The organism is Streptomyces sp. NBC_01275 (assembly GCF_026340655.1).
Classification (GTDB): Bacteria; Actinomycetota; Actinomycetes; order Streptomycetales; family Streptomycetaceae; genus Streptomyces.
This window is the reverse complement of sequence record NZ_JAPEOZ010000001.1, coordinates 8,995,211-9,014,124: the sequence shown is the minus strand read 5'-3', so window position 1 is coordinate 9,014,124 and position 18,914 is coordinate 8,995,211. Positions and strand designations below refer to the sequence as shown.

Below are 18,914 nucleotides of genomic sequence, written 5' to 3'. Positions count from 1 at the left end.
CGGCGGGTGGGGGGCCGTGCCACAGCCCGGAACACCGCTCCCCCGTACAGCCCGACCTGTCACCCGACAAGGCCAAGCCCCTAGCTTGGCATGAGGCCAAGCAGCCACGCGTGACGCCTCGGACCGAGGGCGCCGGACACCTCGCGCGTGCTCGCGCAACGCCGACGCGGGGACATCGAAGCGAACGCGGCCGACTTGGCCGAGCCCGACGAACTGCTCACTCTCGTGGGCAGCCGCTACCGGAGACGCTGCTTCTCCTCCAGCTCTGTCCGCACCCTGCTGAGGGCTGCCCAGGGCTGGGGGAGGGCACGGCCGCAACACGAAGAGACTGTGATGAACGACAGACGAATCCCCCTGAAGAAGCGGTTCAGACTCGCGGCGGCGGTTGCCGCGACGTCGGCCGTGCTCGTCTCGGCGCCGTACGCGTCCGCCGCGACGGACCAGACGCAGCCGAAGCCGGTCGTCACCCACGTGAAGACCGTCGCCTCCTTCGACTTCGCCGTCGGCGACGCGCCGGAGAACGTCACCCTCAACCCGGACGGCTCGCTGACCGTCTCGATGCTGGGCGGTTCGGTGGGCAGGCGACCAGCGCTCGTACGGGTCGACGTGTCCGGGCACCGTGAGGTGCTCGTCGCCGGGCAGCCGGGTGACATGATCACCGGCAACGCGCGCGGGCACGACGGCAGCGTCTACTACAACGTGTCCTCCGCCGACGCCGCCCGGTCCGGCGTATGGAAGCTGCCTCTGGACGGAAGCCCCCGGCGCATCGCCGCCCTGCCCGCCGGTGAACTCCCCAACGGCCTGGCCATCGACCCGGCCGGACGCACCCTGTACGTCGCCGAAAGCTTCAAGGGCGTCGTCTGGTCCGTTCCGGTCTCGGGCGGTACGGCGACGCGCTGGCTGACCGACGCCTCGCTCGCGCCGGCGGAGTCCCCGCTGCCGTTGGGCGCGAACGGGCTCCGTTTCCACAACGGCGCCGTATGGGTCTCCAACTTCAGCAAGGGCGCCCTGTTGCGGGTGCCGGTCACCGCCACCGGTTCGGCCGGTCCGGTCCATGTCGTGACCAGCGGCGTCGTGGGCATCGACGACTTCAACTTCCTGAGCGGCCGGTCCGACGTGGTGTTCGCCGCGCTGAACAGCACCGACGAGATCGCCGTGGTCTACCCGAACGGCGCCAAGAAGACCGTCCTGACCGCCGCGGACGGGCTCGCCTCGCCGACCGCCACCGTGGTGCGCGGACAGCGGCTGTACATCACCGACGGCGGGTTCGCCGAGTCCCGCGACGCGAAGCTCCAACAGGGGAAGATCAACTTCTCTGCCCTGTTCGCCTCCTCCGCGTCCTAGCCGGTCGGTCGGGGCCCGGGCAACGAGCAGCTGACCGATCCGTCGGCCACGTCCTGGGCACCCGACCTCCCCGAGAACGTAGAAAGAAGGAGTCCGAAACATGAGCAACGAACACCAGCCCGTCAAGGAAATCGTCGTCGTCATCGGCCCCGGCAGCATCGGCCTGGCCATCGCCCGCCGGGTCGGCGCCGGCCGCACCCTGCTGCTGGCCGCCCACGACGAGAAGGCCTCGCAGACTGCCGCCGAGCAACTGCGCGGCGAGGGCTACGAGGTGGCCGTCCAGGCCACCGACATCTCCGACCTGGCCCAGGTCGAGGCGCTGGCCGCCACAGCCGCCGAGATGGGCGCGGTCACCCAGGTGATCCAGGCCGCCGGCGTCTCCCCCACCCAGGCGACCATCGAGCGGCTGCTGCACGTCGACCTGCTCGGCACGGCGTACGTCCTCGACGTCTTCGCCCGTGTGATCGCGCCCGGCGGGGCCGGCATCGTGGTCGCCAGCATGGCCGGGCACCGGGAGAGCCCCTACCCGCGCGAGATCGAGCACGCGCTCGCGACCACCGAGACCTCGCAGCTGCTCGCGCTGCCGTTCCTGCAGCCCGACCGGATCGGCTCCTCCGTCCACGCCTACGCCCTGTCCAAGCGGGCCAACTCGCTGCGCGTGCAGACCGCCGCGGCCGCGTGGGGCAAGCGCGGAGCCCGCGTCAACGCCGTCAGCCCCGGCGTGATCATCACCCCGCTGGCCCTCGACGAGCTCTCCGGCCCGCGCCGCGAGTGGTTCGAGACGGTGCGCGAGGTTTCGGCCGCCAAGCGCTTCGGCACCTCCGAGGAGGTCGCCGCGGCCGCCGCCTTCCTGCTCGGCCGCGAGGCAGGCTTCATCACCGGAGCCGACCTCCTGATGGACGGCGGCGTGACCGCGGCGCTGCGCGCCGGTGAGCTGACCACGCCGTGACGCGCCGAGAGCCGCGGGGGTGAATCCGCCCAGGTCCGGGTCCGCAGTCCGGACCCGGGCGGACGGCTGGTCCTCACCGCTGACACCCGGGCCCTGCGGGCGACGCACGGCTGTCCGCGCGGTTGCGGCACACCACCCCGCCCGCCGTGCTTCGTGCCGCCCGGCCTCCTGTCGTGACCCGCTGCATCCAGCCCGCTCGGACACCTGTCTGCGGTCTCCCGTGTCGCTGCCAGGACGAACCTCCCGAGCGCGCTGCATCACGAAGCGAGCCGACGCCGACGACGGACTGACTCACCGACCCACATGGCGGCGCAGCTCCGCGTACCAGCGGGTCTCCGCCGCAGCCACCGCCGCCAGGATGACGACGACGCTCGCCAGGGCGGCGACCGGCGGGAGTGCGGCCGCCGCGGGGATGCCCGCGAGCAGCAGGCACAGGGCCGTCAGGCGGAAGCCGCCCCATACGTTCAGCATGATCCGGCCGAACAGCAGCAGCCCGGCCACGTAGAGGGCCGCTCCGCCGCACAGGGCCCAGGCGTAGAAGCCGCCCAGCGCCTTGCCGTCGGCGGCGTGCGCGACGACGCCCTCGACGCCGAGGGCGGTCAGGACGACACCGGCCATGATGGGGAAGTGGGCATAGCCGTAGGCGTTGACCGCCAGGCCGAGGCGGGCCTGGCCCTGCGCCTTGTCCAGCTGGCGTTCGCCGATCAGGGTCGCCAGGTCGAAGTACAGCCACCACAGGCCCGTCGCGGCGGCCACGCCCAGGACGGCGGCGGCGAGCAGCCCCGCGCCGACCGGGTGGTCCGTGGCGCCGGCGCCCATGGCCAGCAGGGATTCACCGATCGCGATGATGACGAACAGCTCGTGCCGCTCGGCGAAGTAGCGGGCGCTGTGGATGCGCCAGCTGCCCCGGCGGGAGGTGGCGTACACACCGCCCCAGTCCACCACGATCGCCGCCGCGAACAGCGCCGTCTGCCACCGGCCGCCGACCGCCGCACCGGCGATCAGGAGCCCGCAGCCCGCCAGGACCGGCGCCCAGGAGACGGCGACCTGCCGCAGCAGCCCGCGGTCGCCACGCGCCAGCACGCTGTAGAGGACCAGGTGCACGACACGTACGAACAGGTAGGCGCAGGCCAGGACCAGCGGACCGTTCAGGCCGCCGGGCAGGTCGTCCCACGCCTCCGGGACGGTGAGCGCGACCACGAACACCCCGGCCATCGCGAGTGCCATGCCCGCGCGTACGACGCCGCGGTCGGCCCGGGCCTGGTTGCCCAGCCAGGCGTACGCGGACCAGGAGAACCAGACCAGCGCCAGCAGCAGCACTCCGTGCAGCACGCCCGTGCCGGTGTGGTGGTGGGCCATGTACTGGGTGGTCTGGGTGAGCGTGAAGACGTACACCAGGTCGAAGAACAGCTCGAAGGTGGTCACCCGGCTGCCCGCCGGCGACTTCCGTGCTCCGGTCGGCGGGCCGCTCTGCGGCGGTCCGTACTGCTCGCTTTGCACCTACATGTCCTCGGAGCGTGGGTCGAGCGGCGTGGTCGTGGAGCTCTCAGTGAGGCCGGTGATGCCGGTGAGGGCCGGTCTTCAGGTTGTCCGCGGGAGGAGCCGGCGGCAACAGGACCACGATCGTTCGGCTGAAAGGCTGCGGGACGGTCAGGACAGGGGGGAGGCGGGATCCTCCTCGGCGGCCGCCGACCGGTCGTCGCGTGCCGACGTCCGCTTCGCGGACTTCTCCTGCCCGAGCAGGTCGAGCAGGACCATGGCGTCGTGATCGGCGGTGCCGGGCTCGGCGTAGTACGTCACCATGCGGTGCCCTGAGGTGCCTTCCAGCTCCATGGACTGGTAGCCGAGGGTGAGGTCGCCGACGTCGGGGTGATGGAAGGTCTTGCGGCCGTAGGAGTGGCCCTTGACGTCGTAGCGCTCCCACAGGCGGGCGAACTCCGGGCTCTTGAGGAGGAGTTCACCGGCGAGCCGGGTGAGGTCGGGGGCGTCGGGATCGGTGCCGGCCAGGGCGCGCAGCCGGGCCACGCAGCCGCGGACCTGGGTGTTCCAGTCGTGGAACAGGTCACGCGAGGCGGGGTGGAGGAAGAGGTAACGGGCGATGTTGCGCTCCTTGGCAGGCCAGTCCTGGATGCCGGGGAGGAGTCGCATTCCGCCTGGGTTGGCGGCGAGCAGGTCGTTGGTGCGGCTGACGACGTGTGCGGGTTGGGGGCGCAGACTCTCCAGGAGCAGTTTCACGCCGGGCCGGACGGTGCGGCCGGGTGCGGCGGGAGGCTCGGGCGCACTGCGCGCGGCGCGGGCGGCCAGGCTGCGCAGGTGCTCAAGCTCGTCGTCCTCCAAAAGGAGGGCGCGGGCGAGGGAATCGACCACGGAGGCGCTGGGCCGGGTCTCCTTGCCGCGCTCCATGCGGACGTAGTAGTCGATGCTGATCCCGGCCAGGGTGGCCAGTTCCTCGCGGCGCAGCCCGGGCGTACGGCGCAGGCCGGAACCGGCCGTCAGGCCGACCTCCTCCGGGGTCACCCGGGCCCGGCGGGCGCGTAGGAAGCGCCCCAGCTCGGTGCCCACGCCGTTGCGCTGCTCGCTGTTCATGTCTTCCAGTCTGCGGGCCGCGCAACCTCTTCGGCATATGCGTGGGGGGCCCTGTCACACCCCGGAATGCCGCTCCCCGGCACAGCCCGCCCCGCCATGCGGCGACCATGGGGGGAAGAGCTGGCCGCCGTCAGTTCCGCTTCTCTTCGACGGGTTTCACGTTCGATGCGGTGGCGACCATGTCCAGCAGGATCATCTTGTCGTGGTCGGGGGTGCCGGGGTCGGCGTAGTGGGCGACCAGCCGGTGGCCGGGGAAGCCTTCCAGCTGCATGGACTGGTATTCGAGGGTGAGGGCGCCGACGTCCGGGAGGTGGAAGGTCTTGCTGCCGTGGGTGTGCGCCCGTACGTCGTAGCGGTCCCAGAGCTGTCCGAACTCCGGGCTCTCGGTGAGCAGTTCGTCGACGAGCCCGACGAGGTCGGGGGCATCCGGGTCGGTGCCCGTCAGGGCGCGCAGACGCCCCACGCACGCGCGGATCTGCTCGTCCCAGTGGTCGAACACCGTGCGGGCGCCGGGGTTGAGGAACACCCAGCGCGCGACGTTGCGCTTCTCGACCGGCCACTGCTCCATGCCCACGAACAGCCGCAGCCCGCCCGGGTTCCAGGCGAGCAGGTCCATCGTGCGGCTGACCACGACCGCGGGGTGGGGCCGCAGGCTCTCCAGCAGCAACTTGATCCCGGGTCCCACCGACGGGGTGGGCGCCGCCGGAGGCTCGTAGGCGGCGGGGCGGGCGGCGCACACGGCGAGGTCCCGCAGGTGTTCGTGCGCGTGCTCGTCCAGCAGGAGGACACGGGCGAGCGCGTCGACGACGGACGGGCTGGGATGGGACTCCTTGCCGCGTTCCAGGCGCGTGTAGTAGTCGATGCTCACACCGGCGAGGGTGGCCAGCTCCTCACGACGCAGCCCGGGCGTGCGCCGCAGGCCGGGGCCTGCCTTGAGGCCGACCTCCTCGGGCGTCACCCGGGTGCGGTGGGCGCGCAGGAAACGCCCCAGTTCAGTGCCGTCACTGCCGTTGCGCTGCTCACGTGCCATGCGGCCAGTGCGTCAGGGCGGGCAGGACGGGATCCACGGGCTGGGCGTGGGGGGCCCTGTCACACCCCCGAACAGCGCTCCCCGGCACAGCTCGGCCTGCCACGCGACGCGTCCGGCGCGCAGGCTGGACAGCGTTGAAGAACTCGTTCCGTCCCGAGAAACCGTTTCCTCATCAGGAGATCCACCCGTGTCCAGTTCTGTCGCATCGGACAAACCGTCGGCGTCGGCCGATGCCGCCGCCGAGCAGCCCGGCACCGCGAACGGCGCCCGGTGGGCGCTGGCGGCCGCGCTGCTCGGCTTCTTCGTGATGACCCTCGACGCCCTGATCGTCAACGTCGCACTGCCCGAGATCGGGCGCGGCTTCGGCGGTGGCATGACGGGGTTGCAGTGGGTGGTGGACGGCTACACGCTGATGTTCGCCGCGCTGCTGCTGTCCGCGGGGTCCGTGACCGACCGGATCGGTGCGCGGCAGGCGTTCGGGGCGGGGCTCGTCGTCTTCACCGTCGCCTCGGCCGCCTGTGGCTTCGCACCCGACCTGGGCGTGCTGGTCGCGGCGCGGCTGGTGCAGGGTGCGGGTGCCGCGGTGATCGTGCCGGCCTCGCTGGCGCTGATCCGCGAGGCGTTCCCCGACCCGGCTCGGCGTGCCCGGGCCATCTCGGTGTGGGCGATGGGCGGCTCGGTGGGCGCCGCGGCCGGCCCGGTGCTGGGCGGTGTGCTGAGTGAGCTCAGCTGGCGGATGATCTTCTTCGTCAATCTGCCGGTGGGCGTGCTGGCGCTGTTCCTGCTCACCCGGGCCGCCCGCTCGCCCCGTCGGGGCGACGCCCCGTTCGACTGGACCGGGCAGATCGCCGCGGTGGCGGCGATGGGCGGCCTGACGTACGCGGCGATCGAGGCCGGCTCCGTGGGCCTGGGCGCGCCGCGCGTGCTGCTCGCACTGGCGGTGGCCGTGGCGGCGGCGGCGGTCTTCCTGGCGGCGCAGGCGCGTGGCCGCAGCCCGATGGTGCCGCTGGAACTCCTGCGCTCCCGGACGATGGCGCTCTCCGCGACCGTGGGCTTCGCGCTCAACGTCGGCTTCTACGGCATGATCTTCCTGCTCGGCCTGTACCTCCAGCAGGACCGGGGCCTGTCGCCGATGGCCACCGGGCTGGCGTTCCTGCCGATGACCCTGCTGACCGCGGTCGTCAGCCCTACCGCCGCCCGGCTCGCCGCGAAGTTCGGGCCGAGGATGCCGATCGTCACCGGGCAGCTCCTGATGGCCGCGGGCCTGGCCGCGCTCTGCGTTCCGCCGGCGTCGGCGCCCGCCTGGCTGCTGGTCCTGCTGATGATCCCGGTCGGAACCGGTGGCGGCCTCGCCGTACCGGCGGTGACCTCACTCCTCCTCGACCGCGTCCCCGCCCAGCGCGCCGGCACGGCGAGCGGAGTGCTCAACGCCTCCCGCCAGCTCGGCGGCGCCCTGTCCGTGGCCGTCTTCGGCGCCCTGGTGTCGAACCATGCGCACTTCCTGCACGGGCTGCGCACCAGCCTCCTGATCGCCGCGCTGCTCGTGGCCCTGACCGCGGCGGCGTCCGTACTCCTGAAGGAGAAGACCTCATGACCTCGACATCGGCGGCATCGGCCTGGACGAGCGAGGAGCTCGACAGCATCGAACACGCGGAGGAACTGCAGATCGCGTCCCTGCGGCAGGGCGGCGAGCTGGGCAGCCGGCGGACGATCTGGGTGGTCCGCGTCGGCGCCGGCGTCTACGTCCGTTCCGTCAACGGCCCCGGCTCCGACTGGTACCGCGGCACCCGGGCCCGCCGGGAGGGCCGTATCCAGGCCGGCGGAGTCGGCAAGGACGTCTCGATCATCGACGCCGACGACGAGGTCAACGACGCCGTGGACACCGCGTACAGGACCAAGTACGGGCATTACGCCGCGTACATCATCAAGGCCATCACCAGCCCCGAGGCGGGCTCCACGACGATGCGGCTCGAACCCCGCTGACCCGACAACTCCCTTACAAACAGCAGCAGTCACACCAAAACCACCAGACCGGAGAAGCCATGCTCACCGTCAACGCCTACGCAGCGACGTCCGCCGCAAAACCCCTCACGCCCACGACCGTCGAGCGCCGCGACGTAGGCCCGCACGACATCCTCATCGAGATCAAGTACGCCGGCATCTGCCACTCCGACATCAGCAACGCCCGCAGCGAGTGGGGCCCGTCGACCTACCCCCTGGTCCCCGGCCACGAGATCGCCGGCGTGGTCACCGAGGTCGGCGCCGAGGTCACCCGGCACGCGGTCGGCGACCGGGTCGGCGTCGGCTGCATGGTCGACTCCTGCCGCGAGTGCGAGTCGTGTCTGAGGGGCGAGGAGCAGTACTGCCTGAAGGGCAACACCCTCACCTACGGCGCCGTCGACAAGGACGGCACCCTCACTCAGGGCGGCTACTCCACCCACGTCGTGGTCACCGAGGACTTCGTCGTCCGCATCCCCGAGGGCATCGACCTCGACGCGGCGGCCCCGCTGCTGTGCGCGGGCATCACGACGTACTCCCCGCTGCGCCGCTGGGGCGCGGGCCCCGGCAAGAAGGTCGCCGTCATCGGCCTGGGCGGCCTCGGCCACATGGCCGTCAAGCTCGCGCACGCGATGGGCGCCGAGGTCACCGTGCTGTCCCAGTCGCTGAAGAAGATGGACGACGGCCTGCGCCTGGGCGCCGACCACTACCACGCCACCAGCGACCCGGCCACCTTCGAGCAGCTGGCCGGCGCCTTCGACCTCATCGTCAACACGGTCAGCGCGAAGCTCGACCTCGACGCCTACCTCGGCCTGCTGGCCGTGAACGGCGCCCTGGTCAACGTCGGCGCCCCCGCCGAGCCGCTGTCGCTCAACGTGTTCTCGCTGATCATGCGCGGCCGGTCCTACTCCGGATCGCTGATCGGCGGCATCAGGGAGACCCAGGAGATGCTCGACTTCTGCGCCGAGCACGGCATCGGCTCCGAGATCGAGGTCATCCCCGCCGACAAGATCAACGAGGCCTACGAGCGTGTCCTCGCCTCCGACGTGCGCTATCGCTTCGTGATCGACACCTCGACGCTGGCCTGACCGCCGACGGCCACGTCCGCCTGAGACCAAGACAGCCGCACGAGAACCGAGGAGATGAGCGGATGGCCACCACTGCTCCCCGGACCGACGACGAACTCGACCGGATCGGATCGGCCGAGGAACTGGAGGTCGCCTCCCGGCTCCGGGACGGCGAGCTGGGAGGTTGGCGCACCATCTGGGTCGTGCGCGTGGACGGCGACATCTACGTCCGCTCCGTGAACGGCCCCGCCTCCGCCTGGTTCCGCGCCACCCGAGCCCGCCACGAGGGCCGTATCGAGGCCGGCGGGGTCGAGAAGGACGTGGCGTTCGAGGACGTCGACGGCGAGATCGACGACACGGTCGACGCCGCCTACCGCACCAAGTACGGCCGCTGCTCCGCCCACACCATCCAGCGCATCACGAGCTCCACCGCGGGCTCGACGACCATGCGGCTCCTGCCGCGCCGACCGCCGCGGGAGAAGGCCCATGTTCACCGTCGACGACCACGCCGCCGCATCGCCCGGCGAGCTCCTCGCGCCGACCACGGTCGAGCGCCGTGATCCCGGCCCCCACGAGGTCACGCAGCGGGTCATCCGCCTCCTGACCCCGTTGGGAGCCATGCCGTGATCGGTCTCGAACTCGTCGTGGTCCTCGGCGTGGCCGTGCTCCTGGGCAACGCCGCCGGCGACCGCTACCGGATCGCCCCGCCCGTCGTGCTGCTCGTCCTCGGCGCACTGCTCGGCTTCGTGCCCGCGCTGCGCGAGGTCGAACTGCCGCCGGAGGCGGTCCTGCTCATCTTCCTGCCGGTGCTGCTGTACTGGGAGAGCCTGACCACCTCGCTGCGGGAGATCCGCCGGGACCTGCGCGGCATCATCCTGATGAGCACCGTGCTGGTCATCGGCACCGCCGGCGCGGTGGCGACCGTGGCGCACGAACTGGGCCTGGCCTGGGGCCCGGCGTGGGTGCTGGGCGCGGCCGTGGCCCCCACCGACGCGACCGCCGTCGGCGTCCTCGCCAAGGCACTGCCCCGCCGCAACGTGACCCTGCTGCGTGCCGAGAGCCTCGTCAACGACGGCACGGCGCTGGTGGTCTTCGGGCTGGCCGTCGGCATCACGGTCGGCGACGAGCACTTCACCGTCCCCCACGTCACCTGGCTGTTCGCCGTCTCCTACGTCGGCGGAGCCGCGGCCGGAGCGGTGACCGCCTGGCTGGTGATCAGGGTGCGCCGGGTCTTCGACGACCCGCTGCGGGGCAACGTGGCGATGATCCTCACGCCGTTCACCGCCTACCTGGCCGCCGAGCTGATCCATGCCTCCGGCGTGCTCGCAGCCGTCGCGGCGGGGCTGATCATGAGCCAGGCCGGGCCACGCGTGGCAGGCGCCGCGATGCGCCGCCAGGCGGAGGAGTCCTGGTCGCTGGCCACCTTCCTGCTCAACGGCTCCCTGTTCGTCCTCGTCGGCCTGCAGGCCCAGGCCGCCGTACGCGAACTGCACGGCAGTGACCTCACCAACGCCCTCATCGCCGTCGCGGCGGTCTCCGCCGTGGTCGTCGCCGCGCGCTTCGCCTTCAACTTCACCGTTCCGTACCTGATCCGTCTGCTGGACCGCCGCCCGCAGCAGCGCCTGCGCCGGATGAACTACCGTGCGAGGGTGGTCACTTCGATCGCCGGCTTCCGGGGCGCGGTGTCGCTGGCCGTGGCCCTGTCGGTGCCGACGACGCTCGACTCCGGCGCCCCCTTCCCCGACCGCGACACCATCGTCTTCGTCACCTCCGGAGTCATCGTCACCACGCTCCTGGTCCAGGGCCTGCTGCTGCCGGCCGTGGTGCGCTGGGCCCGGCTGCCCCACGACACCTCGGTCGAGGAGGAGCGCTTCCTCGCCGAGACGACCGCCACCGAAGAGGCCCTCGAAGCCCTCCCCGCACTCGCCGAGGAACTGGACACCGACCCCGCGGTCACCGAACGCATGCGCCAGGAGTACGAGACCCACCTGCTCGTCGTCCGCGCCGGGGGCGACGAGACCACCACCGACGACGAAGCCGTCCTGCGCCACCACCGGCACTACACCGCCCTGCGCCTGGCCCTGCTCGCCCACAAACGCGCCACGTTGGTCCGCCTGCGCGACGACCACGAGATCGACGACACCGTGTTGCGCCACGTCCAGCGTCAGCTCGACATCGAAGAAGTACGGCTCTCCCGACGCCAAGCCTCCGAATGACCCCCACCAGGACAGGAGCCCCATGCCCGCTTGCTCTACCGGGCCGTCACGTGCCGACCCATCAGGTGTCTCTTGAGCGACGGGCCAGGAACTTTCCCAGTTCCCACACGAGCAGGAGCGCGAGAGCGGCCAGCAGCGCCCAGCCGAACTGCCGCGCGTTGATCTCGGTCGTCCCGAGGATGCGGCGGAAACCGTCCATCTGGGTCACCAGGACCGCGATTACGAACTGGGTCAGTGCCACCCAGTTCATCTGCCTGCTGTCGAAGGTGGACGTTGTCAGCACGGAGTCCGTCTCGCTGCGGCACTCGAACGCGGCCACGATCAGACAGAGGGCGAAGGCGGTGAACGCGATCGACTGGCCGGTGTCGACGCTGTCGAAGTGGGCCTGACCGAGCTTGATCAGCGCGAGCAGGAGGGCGGTGATCGCCAGCCCGCCGAGTCCGACCGTGACCAGTACGGGCCGGGTGAGGACGGACTCCCCTCGCGGTCGCGGCCTGCGTCGCATGAGTCCGGGGCTCTCCCGGTCGAAGCCGAGAGCGAAGCCGAAAGAGGCGTTGACGACGAAGTGGATCCACAGCACCTGCGGCGGGGTGAAAGGCTCACCGGCGGCGATGTTGAAGACGGTGGCCCCGAGAAAGGTCAGCACGAAGGTGACCAGCAGGAGCAGGACGAATCGGATGTACTTGGTGAGGTTGTCGTAGATTCTGCGGCCCTGCTCCACGGCGTAGACGATGGTGGCGAAGCGGTCGTCGGAGAGGATCATGCGTCCGGCGTTCTTCGCCACGTCCGTGCCGCTGCCCATGGCGATGCCGATGTCGGCGGCTTTGATGGCGGGCGCGTCGTTGACGCCGTCCCCCGTCATCGCCACGACATTGCCCTTTTTCTTGAGGGTGTCGGCGAGCAGCACCTTGTGCTCCGGCGCGACGCGGCCCACCACACCGATGCCATCGATGCGGGCGAGCTGCTCCTCCTCGCTCATGGCGGCGAATTCGGCACCGAGGACCGCCTCGCCGGGGATGCCGAGCTGCCGGGCGATCGCCGCACCTGTGGTGACGTCGTCACCGGTCACCATGCGGACCCGGATGTGCCCCGCCTGCGCGCCGGCCACCGCTGCCTTGGCGTCCTCGCGGGGCGGATCGACCATGCCGACGAGACTGGTCACCCGCAGCTCGGTGACGTACGCGAGCAGGTCGCCGTCCGGGTCGAAGTCGGCCGGGTCCAGATCACGGGTCGCCGCGGCCATCACCCGGTGTCCCTCGCCGCCCATCCGCTGGGTCTGTGTCTCGGCGCGCGCGCTCAGTTCGGCGTCCCATGGGATGGTCTTGCCCGCCGCAAGCGCGGTGGCGGCCCGCGCCACCACCGCCGGGACCGCGCCTTTGACGAAGCACCGGACAACCTGCCGTCCGGAGGCGTCGACCGCTTGGTTGAAGGTGGCCATCAGCTTGTAGCCCGGGTCGAACGGCAGCGTGGCGAGCCGGGGAAGGCCCTCCCTGGTGGCGTCGATGTCCAGCCCGGCCTTGTGCGCGAGCACCAGCAGGGCGCCCTCGGTGGGATCGCCCACCACCTCGCCGTCCACCAGCTTCGCGTCGCTGGCCACCACGTAGGGCAGGATCGCGTCCTCGATGCCCGCGGCGGAAGCCGGCGAACCCGCGGCATGGTGGATCTTCCCGTCGAGGCCGTAGCCCGTGCCCGAGACGGTGTACCGGTCGGTGGGACTCACGACTTCGACGGCGGTCATCTGGTTCATGGTCAGGGTGCCGGTCTTGTCCGAGTTGATCGCCGACGTGAACGCCAGGGTCTCGACGGACGGCAGTTCCTTGACGATGGCGTTCCGCTTCGCCAGGTTGAGGCTGCCGACGGACAGGATCGCCTGGGTCACCGTCGGCAGGGCCTCGGGGATGGCGGCGATGGCCAGCGAGACCGCGCTGACGAACAACACGTCCCAGGCCTGGTCCCGCCAGCGTCCCAGGGCGAACATCACGATCATGGTCAGGGCCGCCGCCCCCGTGATCCACAGCGTCAGGGTGTCGAGTTCCCTGGTGAGCGGCGGCAGCTCTTTCTCGGTGGCCGACAGCATCCCAGAGATCTTGCCGACCTCTGTCGCGGCGCCGGTCGCGGTGACGACGAGCACGCCGCTGCCGTGGGTGACCGGGGTGTTCATGAAGGCCATGTTCGTCCGGTCGCCGGGCGCCGACAGGGTGCCCGCCAGCGTGCCGGCGTCCTTCGCGGCGGGGACGCTCTCGCCGGTGAGCGCCGACTCGTCGATCTGCAGGGCACTGGCCTCGATGATGCGTCCGTCCGCCGCCACCTGGTCCCCGGCGGCGATGAGCACGATGTCGCCGACGACCAGCTGTTCGGCGGGAATCTCGGCCTCCGTGCCGTCCCTGCGTACCCGCGCCGTCGCCTTCATCATCGACTGCAGCGCGTTCATCGCGCTCTCGGCCTTGCCCTCCTGGCGCAGGCCCACGACGGCGTTCAGCAGGGTCAGGACGATCAGCAGGATCGCGGTGGCCCACTCCTGGATGAGCAGCGAGACGACCGCCGCGGCCACGAGGACGATCTGCATGTAACTGCGGTACTGCGCGAGGAACCGGTGCCAGGCCGGAGGCCGCTTCTCCTGGGGAAGTGAATTCGGGCCGTGCGCGTCCAGAAGTTGCGCGGCCCGTGCTGCGGAGAGACCGAACGCCGGATCTACGCCGAAAGCCGTTACAACATCCTCGGGAGTGCGCGTGTACCAGCCGTCCTCCGAAGCCCGAGGCTGTTCTCCCACGGAATTCGAACGCACCGTCATCGCTCTGCCTCCCGATCCGTGCCCCGAGCCGTGGCCGCGGATGCGTCCGGGCCGATCGCGCGCTGGTTCCACGGGTCTCAGCCGCGCTTCTTCCTGGCCGGCGGATGCCGGTCGGCGTACGGATCGGCCGATGCCCCGGCGGGGGCCTCCCGCTCCAGGTCCCGTTTGGTGACGAGCAGGTCCTTCCGTGCGGCCTTCCCCACGTCGGGGTACTGAGGATCGATGTCCATCAGGGTGTGCGCGAGGATCGCCGCCGAGCAGATCCGTCCGAACCACTTCCGGTCCGCCGGCACGACGTACCACGGCGCCCACTTCGTACTCGTGGCCGACAGCATCTCGGAGAACGCGTATTGGTAGTCGTCCCACCGGCGCCGCTCGCGGACGTCGGCCGCGGAGAACTTCCAGTTCTTCTCCGGCCGGTCGATCCGCTTCAGGAAACGGGTGCGCTGCTCTTCCTTGGACAGGTTCAGGAAGATCTTCACCACCTTGAACCCGTTGTCCGTGAGATAGCGCTCCCAGTGGTTGATCTCCCGGTAGCGCCGCTGCCATATGTCCGGCCCGCGCGTGTCGTCCGGCAGTTTCTGCCGGACCAGGTTCTCGGGGTGGACGCGCACGACGAGAACCTCCTCGTAGTGCGAGCGGTTGAAGATGGCGATCTCACCGCGCGTGGGCAGGCGCTGGGCGTAGCGCCACAGGTAGTCGTGGTCCAGTTCCTCGGCGGAGGGCACCTTGAAGCTGCTGACTCGTACGCCCTGAGGATTGACGCCGCTCATCACATGGCGGATCGTCCCGTCCTTGCCGCCGGCATCAAGGGCCTGGAGGCACAGGAGTACGCCGTAGGTGTCCTGGGCGGCCAGCCGCTCCTGGTACTCGGCCAGCAGGGACACCCCGGTCCGCAGCAGCTCGATCCCCTCCCGCTTCTTCAGACCTGCCTTGTAGCGAGGATCGAAGTCCCGGTCAAGGCGCACCTTCGACCCCGGTTTCACCCGTAGGGGCGCGATGAAATTCGCGATGCGTTCGGCTCTCTCGTCCGACATCACGATCAGTCCTTCTCTGGTCCGGGGTGAGCGCGGCGCGTCTCGGGGGCCGCTCTGCGGTAAGCGGTCCTGACTGTGGTCTCGACGGTGACCGCGTCGACCGAGGGATAGACGGCCCTCAGCCGCGCCGCCATATTCCGGACGGACACCGGTTCGTCCTGCGAACCGGGCGGCGGGACGGTCGCAGGCCCTGCGGGATCAGTGCGCTTCACCGGCCCGGGGCGGCGGCTCAAGCCCCCGACGGGGAGGCATGCACGGACGTCAGGAGTCTGTTCTTCGACCGTCATGGCCGCACGTGTCCCATCTCCCACGACCTCCAGACCGCAGAACCACCCATCCCGCCACAGCCGTGACAGGATCCCTCGCGCTCATTGTCTGTTCGCCCGGACAAGATCGCCCCCTGAGGCTGGGGGCGGGAAACCGCCGGGGGAGGCGTCGGCGCCGCGGCCGGGCCGCTGATCGAGGGAACTCTTCAACCGTCACCGCACACGACCCGCCCGGCGAGGCTTCGCCCGGCGACTACGTCGTCCCCGTCGATTGACCGGCGCCATCGGCCCCGGGACGCCTTTGCCGGGTCCGCACACCCTGCCGGGCTGCTTCGCGGATGCCGGTGTCCCGTGTACGGCGGCGCCTCTACCGTCCAGCCCGACAGGTGATCACAGGGGGTGTGCGGAAGGGGCCGAGCAGTGGGCGGGATCTGGGTCTGGACGGGGTGGTGAACCACTTCATGACCGAGTGGCACCAGCGGTACCGCGGCCCCGGTGTGATGATCTACTGGCACGTCGAGAAGAAGTCGCTGTGCGTCTACAGCCAGCTCAAATCCTGCTCGGCCTCCGAGGTCGCCGCGATGATCGAGGCGTGCTGCGGCACTGCACGGATATGGAGATCGACCGGCAGTGCACCGACACGCACGGCGCCTCCATCGCCGGGTTCGCCTTCGCCTTCGCCTTCGCCCACATGCTCGGCTTCAACCTGCTGCCCCGGCTGAAGAACGTCGGCTCGGCGCGGCTGTACCGGCCGGCGGCCGGGGAGGACGAGAAGTGGCCGAACCTGGCGCCAGTGCTGTCGACCAAGACGATCGACTGGGAGCTGATCCGTCAGCAGTACGACCAGATCGTGAAGTACACCACCGCCCTGCGCCTGGGCGCCGCCGAGGCCGAGCAGGTCCTGCGGCGCTTCACCCGCGGCGGGCCCAAGCATCCGACGTACCGGGCGATCGAGAACTCGGGCGGGCGGTGCGTACGACGTTCATCTGCGACTACCTCGCCGACGCGGATCTGCGCCGGGAGATCAGCGACGGGCTCCAGGTGGTGGAGAACTGGAACAGCGCCAACCATGACCTGTTCCACGGCAAGGACGGCGACCTGACCGGTTCCGACAAGGAGTCCCAGGAGGTCTCCGTGCTCGCCCTGCACCTGCTTCAGTCGGCGCTGGTGCACGTCAACGCTCTGCTCCTCCAGGACATCCTGATCGAGGAAAAGTGGCAGAAGCGGCTCACCGACGCCGACCGGCGGGCCCTGTCGCCGCTGTTCTGGACCCACGTGAACCCCTACGGCCGGTTCGAGCTGGACATGAACAGCCGCCTCGATCTGGACCTGTCCATCCGGACGACGGTGCCCAGCCCGCGCATCCCGCAGGGAGGGACAGCCGCAGCCCCGGCATGACACCTCGGGCCCTGGGCCTGGCTGGATCCCGAGGGGCCTCGGCCGCGTCCATGTGAACCGATCGCCACCCTCGCCCACCCCGATGCGTTTCGGGTGGTGCCGTCCGGGTGGTCAGTTGTGGTGTTCGCGGGCGGGCATGTCCCCTCGCGTGCCCCGTCGTTCAGTCGGGTGTCTCGGTCGAGTCGGCGTTTTCGGAGTCGTTGGCCGGCGCGGACCGCTCGATGTCCTCGTTGGCCGTGGCCCAGCTGGCCAGCAGGTTCAGGGCGTCCTGCGAGGCTGAGTGGGGCTCGGCGGTGTAGGTGAGGAGGAACTGGCGGGGGCCGTCGGGGAGCGGGAAGGTTTCGAAGGGCAGGTCGAGGTCGCCGACGACCGGGTGGTGGAGGAGCTTCACGCCCGTGGTGTGCATCCGGACGTTGTGGGCCGCCCAGCGGCGACGGAATTCCTCGCTGCGGGTGGACAGCTCCCCGATCAGGTCCGTCAGCCGCCGGTCGTAGAGATCGCGGCCCGCCTCGGCGCGCAGCATGGCGACCGTGTCGCCTGCGACTTCGTCCCAGCGGCGGAAGAACTCGGTCGCGTGCGGGCTGAGGAAGACGAACCGGGCGTTGTTCGGCGGCCGTGCAGGGTCGGCGTAGACGGGGGAGAACAGGGCGCGCCCGAGGTGGTTGGCGGCCAGGATGTCCCCGCGTCCGCTGAGGATGAACGCGGGTGTGCCGCTCATCGAGTCGAGGACGCGCTGCACCGTGGGCCGGACACGCTGCTGGGCCGGGCGGCGGCGTGGCGGGCGGGTCGTGCCGGCGCCGCGCAGGAGGTCGAGCAGGTGGATGCGTTCGGCCTCGTCGAGCTGAAGTGCTTGCGCGATGCCCTCGATGACGCTCTCGGAGACGCCGGTGGCGTTGCCGCGCTCCAGCCGGGTGTAGTACTCGCTGGAGATGCCCGCGAGGAGGGCGACCTCCTCGCGGCGCAGCCCGGTGACCCGCCGACGTTCTCCGCCGTACACGGGCAGTCCGGCCTGCTCGGGGGTGACCCTGGTCCGTCGCGTGCCGAGGAATTCCCGGATCTCCGCTCGGAAATCATCGCGGATGTCGCGGTTTGTGCCGTTGGGGTCGTTTCTGCCTGCCATGCGCTTCACTCTACGAGCGCATCCGCCGGGTTGGGGGTCCCTGTCAGTGACCCCCTCATCAGGGACTCCCACCCTGGGGTGACAGCCGGTTTTGTTGGTGGTGCACCGCCCACGGCGGTGTGAACCGTCCAGACAGACGGTGCTCGTGCCGCCGGTCCCAGCCCCCTCTGAGGCGCCGTCGGTGCGGCAGGCATCACCCCCGCACACAGCGGGTGCCGGAGCACGGCGCCTGAAAGGAAGCCCCCCATGAGCAAGGTCATTCTCGTCACCGGTGCCGGACGCGGTCTGGGCACGGACATCGCCCGCGAGGCCCTCGCCGCCGGCCACCAGGTCGTCGCCACCGGCCGCCGCCCCGCAGAGGTCGAGAGGACCCTGGGCGGGCCGCAGGACAATCTGCTGGTCACCAGGCTCGATGTCACCAGCCTGGAGGACGCCGAGGCCGCCGCGCAGGCCGCCGTCGACCGCTTCGGCCGCATCGACGTCCTGATCAACAACGCCGGGAACCTCTTCACCGGCTACTTCGAGGAGATCTCGCCCGTGCAGATGCGCCAGCAGTTCGAGACCAACCTCTTCGGCCCGATGAACGTCACCCGCGCCGTCCTGCCGATCATGCGCCGCCAGCGCGCCGGCCACGTCATCACCATCACCTCGACCGCCGGACTGGTCGGCATGGAGTTCACCTCCGCCTACGCCGCCTCCAAGTTCGCGGAAGAGGGCTGGATGGAGTCCCTGCGCTACGACGTCGAGCCGTACAACATCCACACCACGATCGTGGAGCCCGGCTACTTCCGCACCGAACTCCTCGTGGACGGCTCCACCACCTGGCCCGAGCTGTCCATCGACGACTACGCCCCGCGCACCGCCCCCCGGATCGAGGGCATGAAGAGCATGAACGGTCAGCAGCCCGGCGACCCCGCCAAGCTCGCCCGCGCCCTGCTCGCCATCGCCGGCCAGGAGACGCCGCTGCTGCGCTTCGTCGCCGGTGCGGACGCCATCGAGGCCGCCGAGGCCAAGGCGAAGGGGCTCCTCGCCCAGGCCGACGCCTCCCGCGAACTGGGCGGCGCCCTGGCCTACGACGACGCCCACGCCTGAACACCACACCCCGCACCCCG

Annotated in this window: 14 protein-coding genes and 1 pseudogene; 9 read left to right on the top strand and 6 right to left on the bottom strand. The window is 70.7% G+C overall.

All coding sequences use genetic code 11. The features are described from left to right. Positions 1–333: 333 nt before the first annotated feature. Both OG562_RS39640 and OG562_RS39635 read left to right on the top strand, forming a co-directional pair. Positions 334–1,344, top strand: coding sequence for a hypothetical protein (locus OG562_RS39640; protein ID WP_266406696.1), 1,011 nt, complete (start codon positions 334–336; stop codon positions 1,342–1,344). 100 nt (positions 1,345–1,444) lie between these two features. Beyond that, positions 1,445–2,293: an SDR family oxidoreductase gene (locus OG562_RS39635; protein ID WP_266406695.1), complete on the top strand. Its 849-nt coding sequence runs from the start codon at positions 1,445–1,447 to the stop codon at positions 2,291–2,293. 291 nt (positions 2,294–2,584) lie between these two features. On the opposite strand, the gene OG562_RS39630 is transcribed toward OG562_RS39635, so the two are convergent. The 3 genes from OG562_RS39630 to OG562_RS39620 form a co-directional block, all read right to left on the bottom strand. Beyond that, positions 2,585–3,793 (bottom strand): low temperature requirement protein A, encoded by a 1,209-nt coding sequence (locus OG562_RS39630; RefSeq protein ID WP_266406693.1) that lies wholly within the window; start codon positions 3,791–3,793, stop codon positions 2,585–2,587. A gap of 150 nt (positions 3,794–3,943) precedes the next feature. Beyond that, positions 3,944–4,879 carry a helix-turn-helix transcriptional regulator gene (locus OG562_RS39625; protein ID WP_266406692.1) on the bottom strand — a complete coding sequence of 312 codons (936 nt, stop codon included), beginning with the start codon at positions 4,877–4,879 and terminating at the stop codon, positions 3,944–3,946. Positions 4,880–5,009: 130 nt separating this feature from the next. After that, positions 5,010–5,909 (bottom strand): helix-turn-helix transcriptional regulator, encoded by a 900-nt coding sequence (locus OG562_RS39620; protein ID WP_266406690.1) that lies wholly within the window; start codon positions 5,907–5,909, stop codon positions 5,010–5,012. A gap of 187 nt (positions 5,910–6,096) precedes the next feature. Here OG562_RS39620 and OG562_RS39615 point away from each other — a divergent pair, with 187 nt between their 5' ends. From OG562_RS39615 to OG562_RS39595, 5 genes are all read left to right on the top strand, one after another. After that, positions 6,097–7,503 carry an MFS transporter gene (locus OG562_RS39615; RefSeq protein ID WP_266406688.1) on the top strand — a complete coding sequence of 469 codons (1,407 nt, stop codon included), beginning with the start codon at positions 6,097–6,099 and terminating at the stop codon, positions 7,501–7,503. Continuing rightward, complete coding sequence (locus OG562_RS39610) at positions 7,500–7,892, top strand: DUF2255 family protein (RefSeq protein WP_266406685.1); 393 nt, start codon at positions 7,500–7,502, stop codon at positions 7,890–7,892. The genes OG562_RS39615 and OG562_RS39610 overlap by 4 nt, the downstream gene beginning before the upstream one ends. Before the next feature lie 59 nt (positions 7,893–7,951). Beyond that, a complete protein-coding gene (locus OG562_RS39605) occupies positions 7,952–8,995 on the top strand; it encodes an NAD(P)-dependent alcohol dehydrogenase (protein ID WP_266406684.1) in 1,044 nt (347 codons plus the stop codon). Positions 8,996–9,057: 62 nt separating this feature from the next. Then, positions 9,058–9,534, top strand: coding sequence for a DUF2255 family protein (locus OG562_RS39600; RefSeq protein WP_266406682.1), 477 nt, complete (start codon positions 9,058–9,060; stop codon positions 9,532–9,534). A 63-nt stretch (positions 9,535–9,597) separates the two neighbouring features. Then, complete coding sequence (locus OG562_RS39595) at positions 9,598–11,190, top strand: Na+/H+ antiporter (RefSeq protein WP_266406681.1); 1,593 nt, start codon at positions 9,598–9,600, stop codon at positions 11,188–11,190. 61 nt (positions 11,191–11,251) lie between these two features. Here the strand turns inward: OG562_RS39595 and OG562_RS39590 are convergent, their stop codons facing one another. Next, positions 11,252–13,981 carry an HAD-IC family P-type ATPase gene (locus tag OG562_RS39590; RefSeq protein ID WP_266406678.1) on the bottom strand — a complete coding sequence of 910 codons (2,730 nt, stop codon included), beginning with the start codon at positions 13,979–13,981 and terminating at the stop codon, positions 11,252–11,254. Positions 13,982–14,058: 77 nt separating this feature from the next. Then, complete coding sequence (locus tag OG562_RS39585) at positions 14,059–15,018, bottom strand: polyphosphate kinase 2 family protein (RefSeq protein ID WP_266406676.1); 960 nt, start codon at positions 15,016–15,018, stop codon at positions 14,059–14,061. 604 nt (positions 15,019–15,622) lie between these two features. Between OG562_RS39585 and OG562_RS46285 the strand changes: the two are divergent. Continuing rightward, a pseudogene (locus OG562_RS46285) lies at positions 15,623–16,682 on the top strand (Tn3 family transposase). A 160-nt stretch (positions 16,683–16,842) separates the two neighbouring features. Here the strand turns inward: OG562_RS46285 and OG562_RS39565 are convergent. Further along, positions 16,843–17,802 (bottom strand): helix-turn-helix domain-containing protein, encoded by a 960-nt coding sequence (locus OG562_RS39565; protein ID WP_266406672.1) that lies wholly within the window; start codon positions 17,800–17,802, stop codon positions 16,843–16,845. Positions 17,803–18,048: 246 nt separating this feature from the next. Here OG562_RS39565 and OG562_RS39560 point away from each other — a divergent pair, with 246 nt between their 5' ends. Then, positions 18,049–18,894: an SDR family oxidoreductase gene (locus OG562_RS39560; RefSeq protein ID WP_266406670.1), complete on the top strand. Its 846-nt coding sequence runs from the start codon at positions 18,049–18,051 to the stop codon at positions 18,892–18,894. Positions 18,895–18,914 lie beyond the last annotated feature (20 nt).

Coding starts and splice junctions, on each gene's coding strand:
- OG562_RS39590 (WP_266406678.1), bottom strand. CDS start 13,981: ATGACGGTGCGTTCGAATTCCGTGGGAGAACAGCCTCGGGCTTCGGAG.
- OG562_RS39600 (WP_266406682.1), top strand. CDS start 9,058: ATGGCCACCACTGCTCCCCGGACCGACGACGAACTCGACCGGATCGGA.
- OG562_RS39640 (WP_266406696.1), top strand. CDS start 334: ATGAACGACAGACGAATCCCCCTGAAGAAGCGGTTCAGACTCGCGGCG.
- OG562_RS39560 (WP_266406670.1), top strand. CDS start 18,049: ATGAGCAAGGTCATTCTCGTCACCGGTGCCGGACGCGGTCTGGGCACG.
- OG562_RS39605 (WP_266406684.1), top strand. CDS start 7,952: ATGCTCACCGTCAACGCCTACGCAGCGACGTCCGCCGCAAAACCCCTC.
- OG562_RS39585 (WP_266406676.1), bottom strand. CDS start 15,018: ATGTCGGACGAGAGAGCCGAACGCATCGCGAATTTCATCGCGCCCCTA.
- OG562_RS39610 (WP_266406685.1), top strand. CDS start 7,500: ATGACCTCGACATCGGCGGCATCGGCCTGGACGAGCGAGGAGCTCGAC.
- OG562_RS39625 (WP_266406692.1), bottom strand. CDS start 4,879: ATGAACAGCGAGCAGCGCAACGGCGTGGGCACCGAGCTGGGGCGCTTC.
- OG562_RS39565 (WP_266406672.1), bottom strand. CDS start 17,802: ATGGCAGGCAGAAACGACCCCAACGGCACAAACCGCGACATCCGCGAT.
- OG562_RS39620 (WP_266406690.1), bottom strand. CDS start 5,909: ATGGCACGTGAGCAGCGCAACGGCAGTGACGGCACTGAACTGGGGCGT.
- OG562_RS39635 (WP_266406695.1), top strand. CDS start 1,445: ATGAGCAACGAACACCAGCCCGTCAAGGAAATCGTCGTCGTCATCGGC.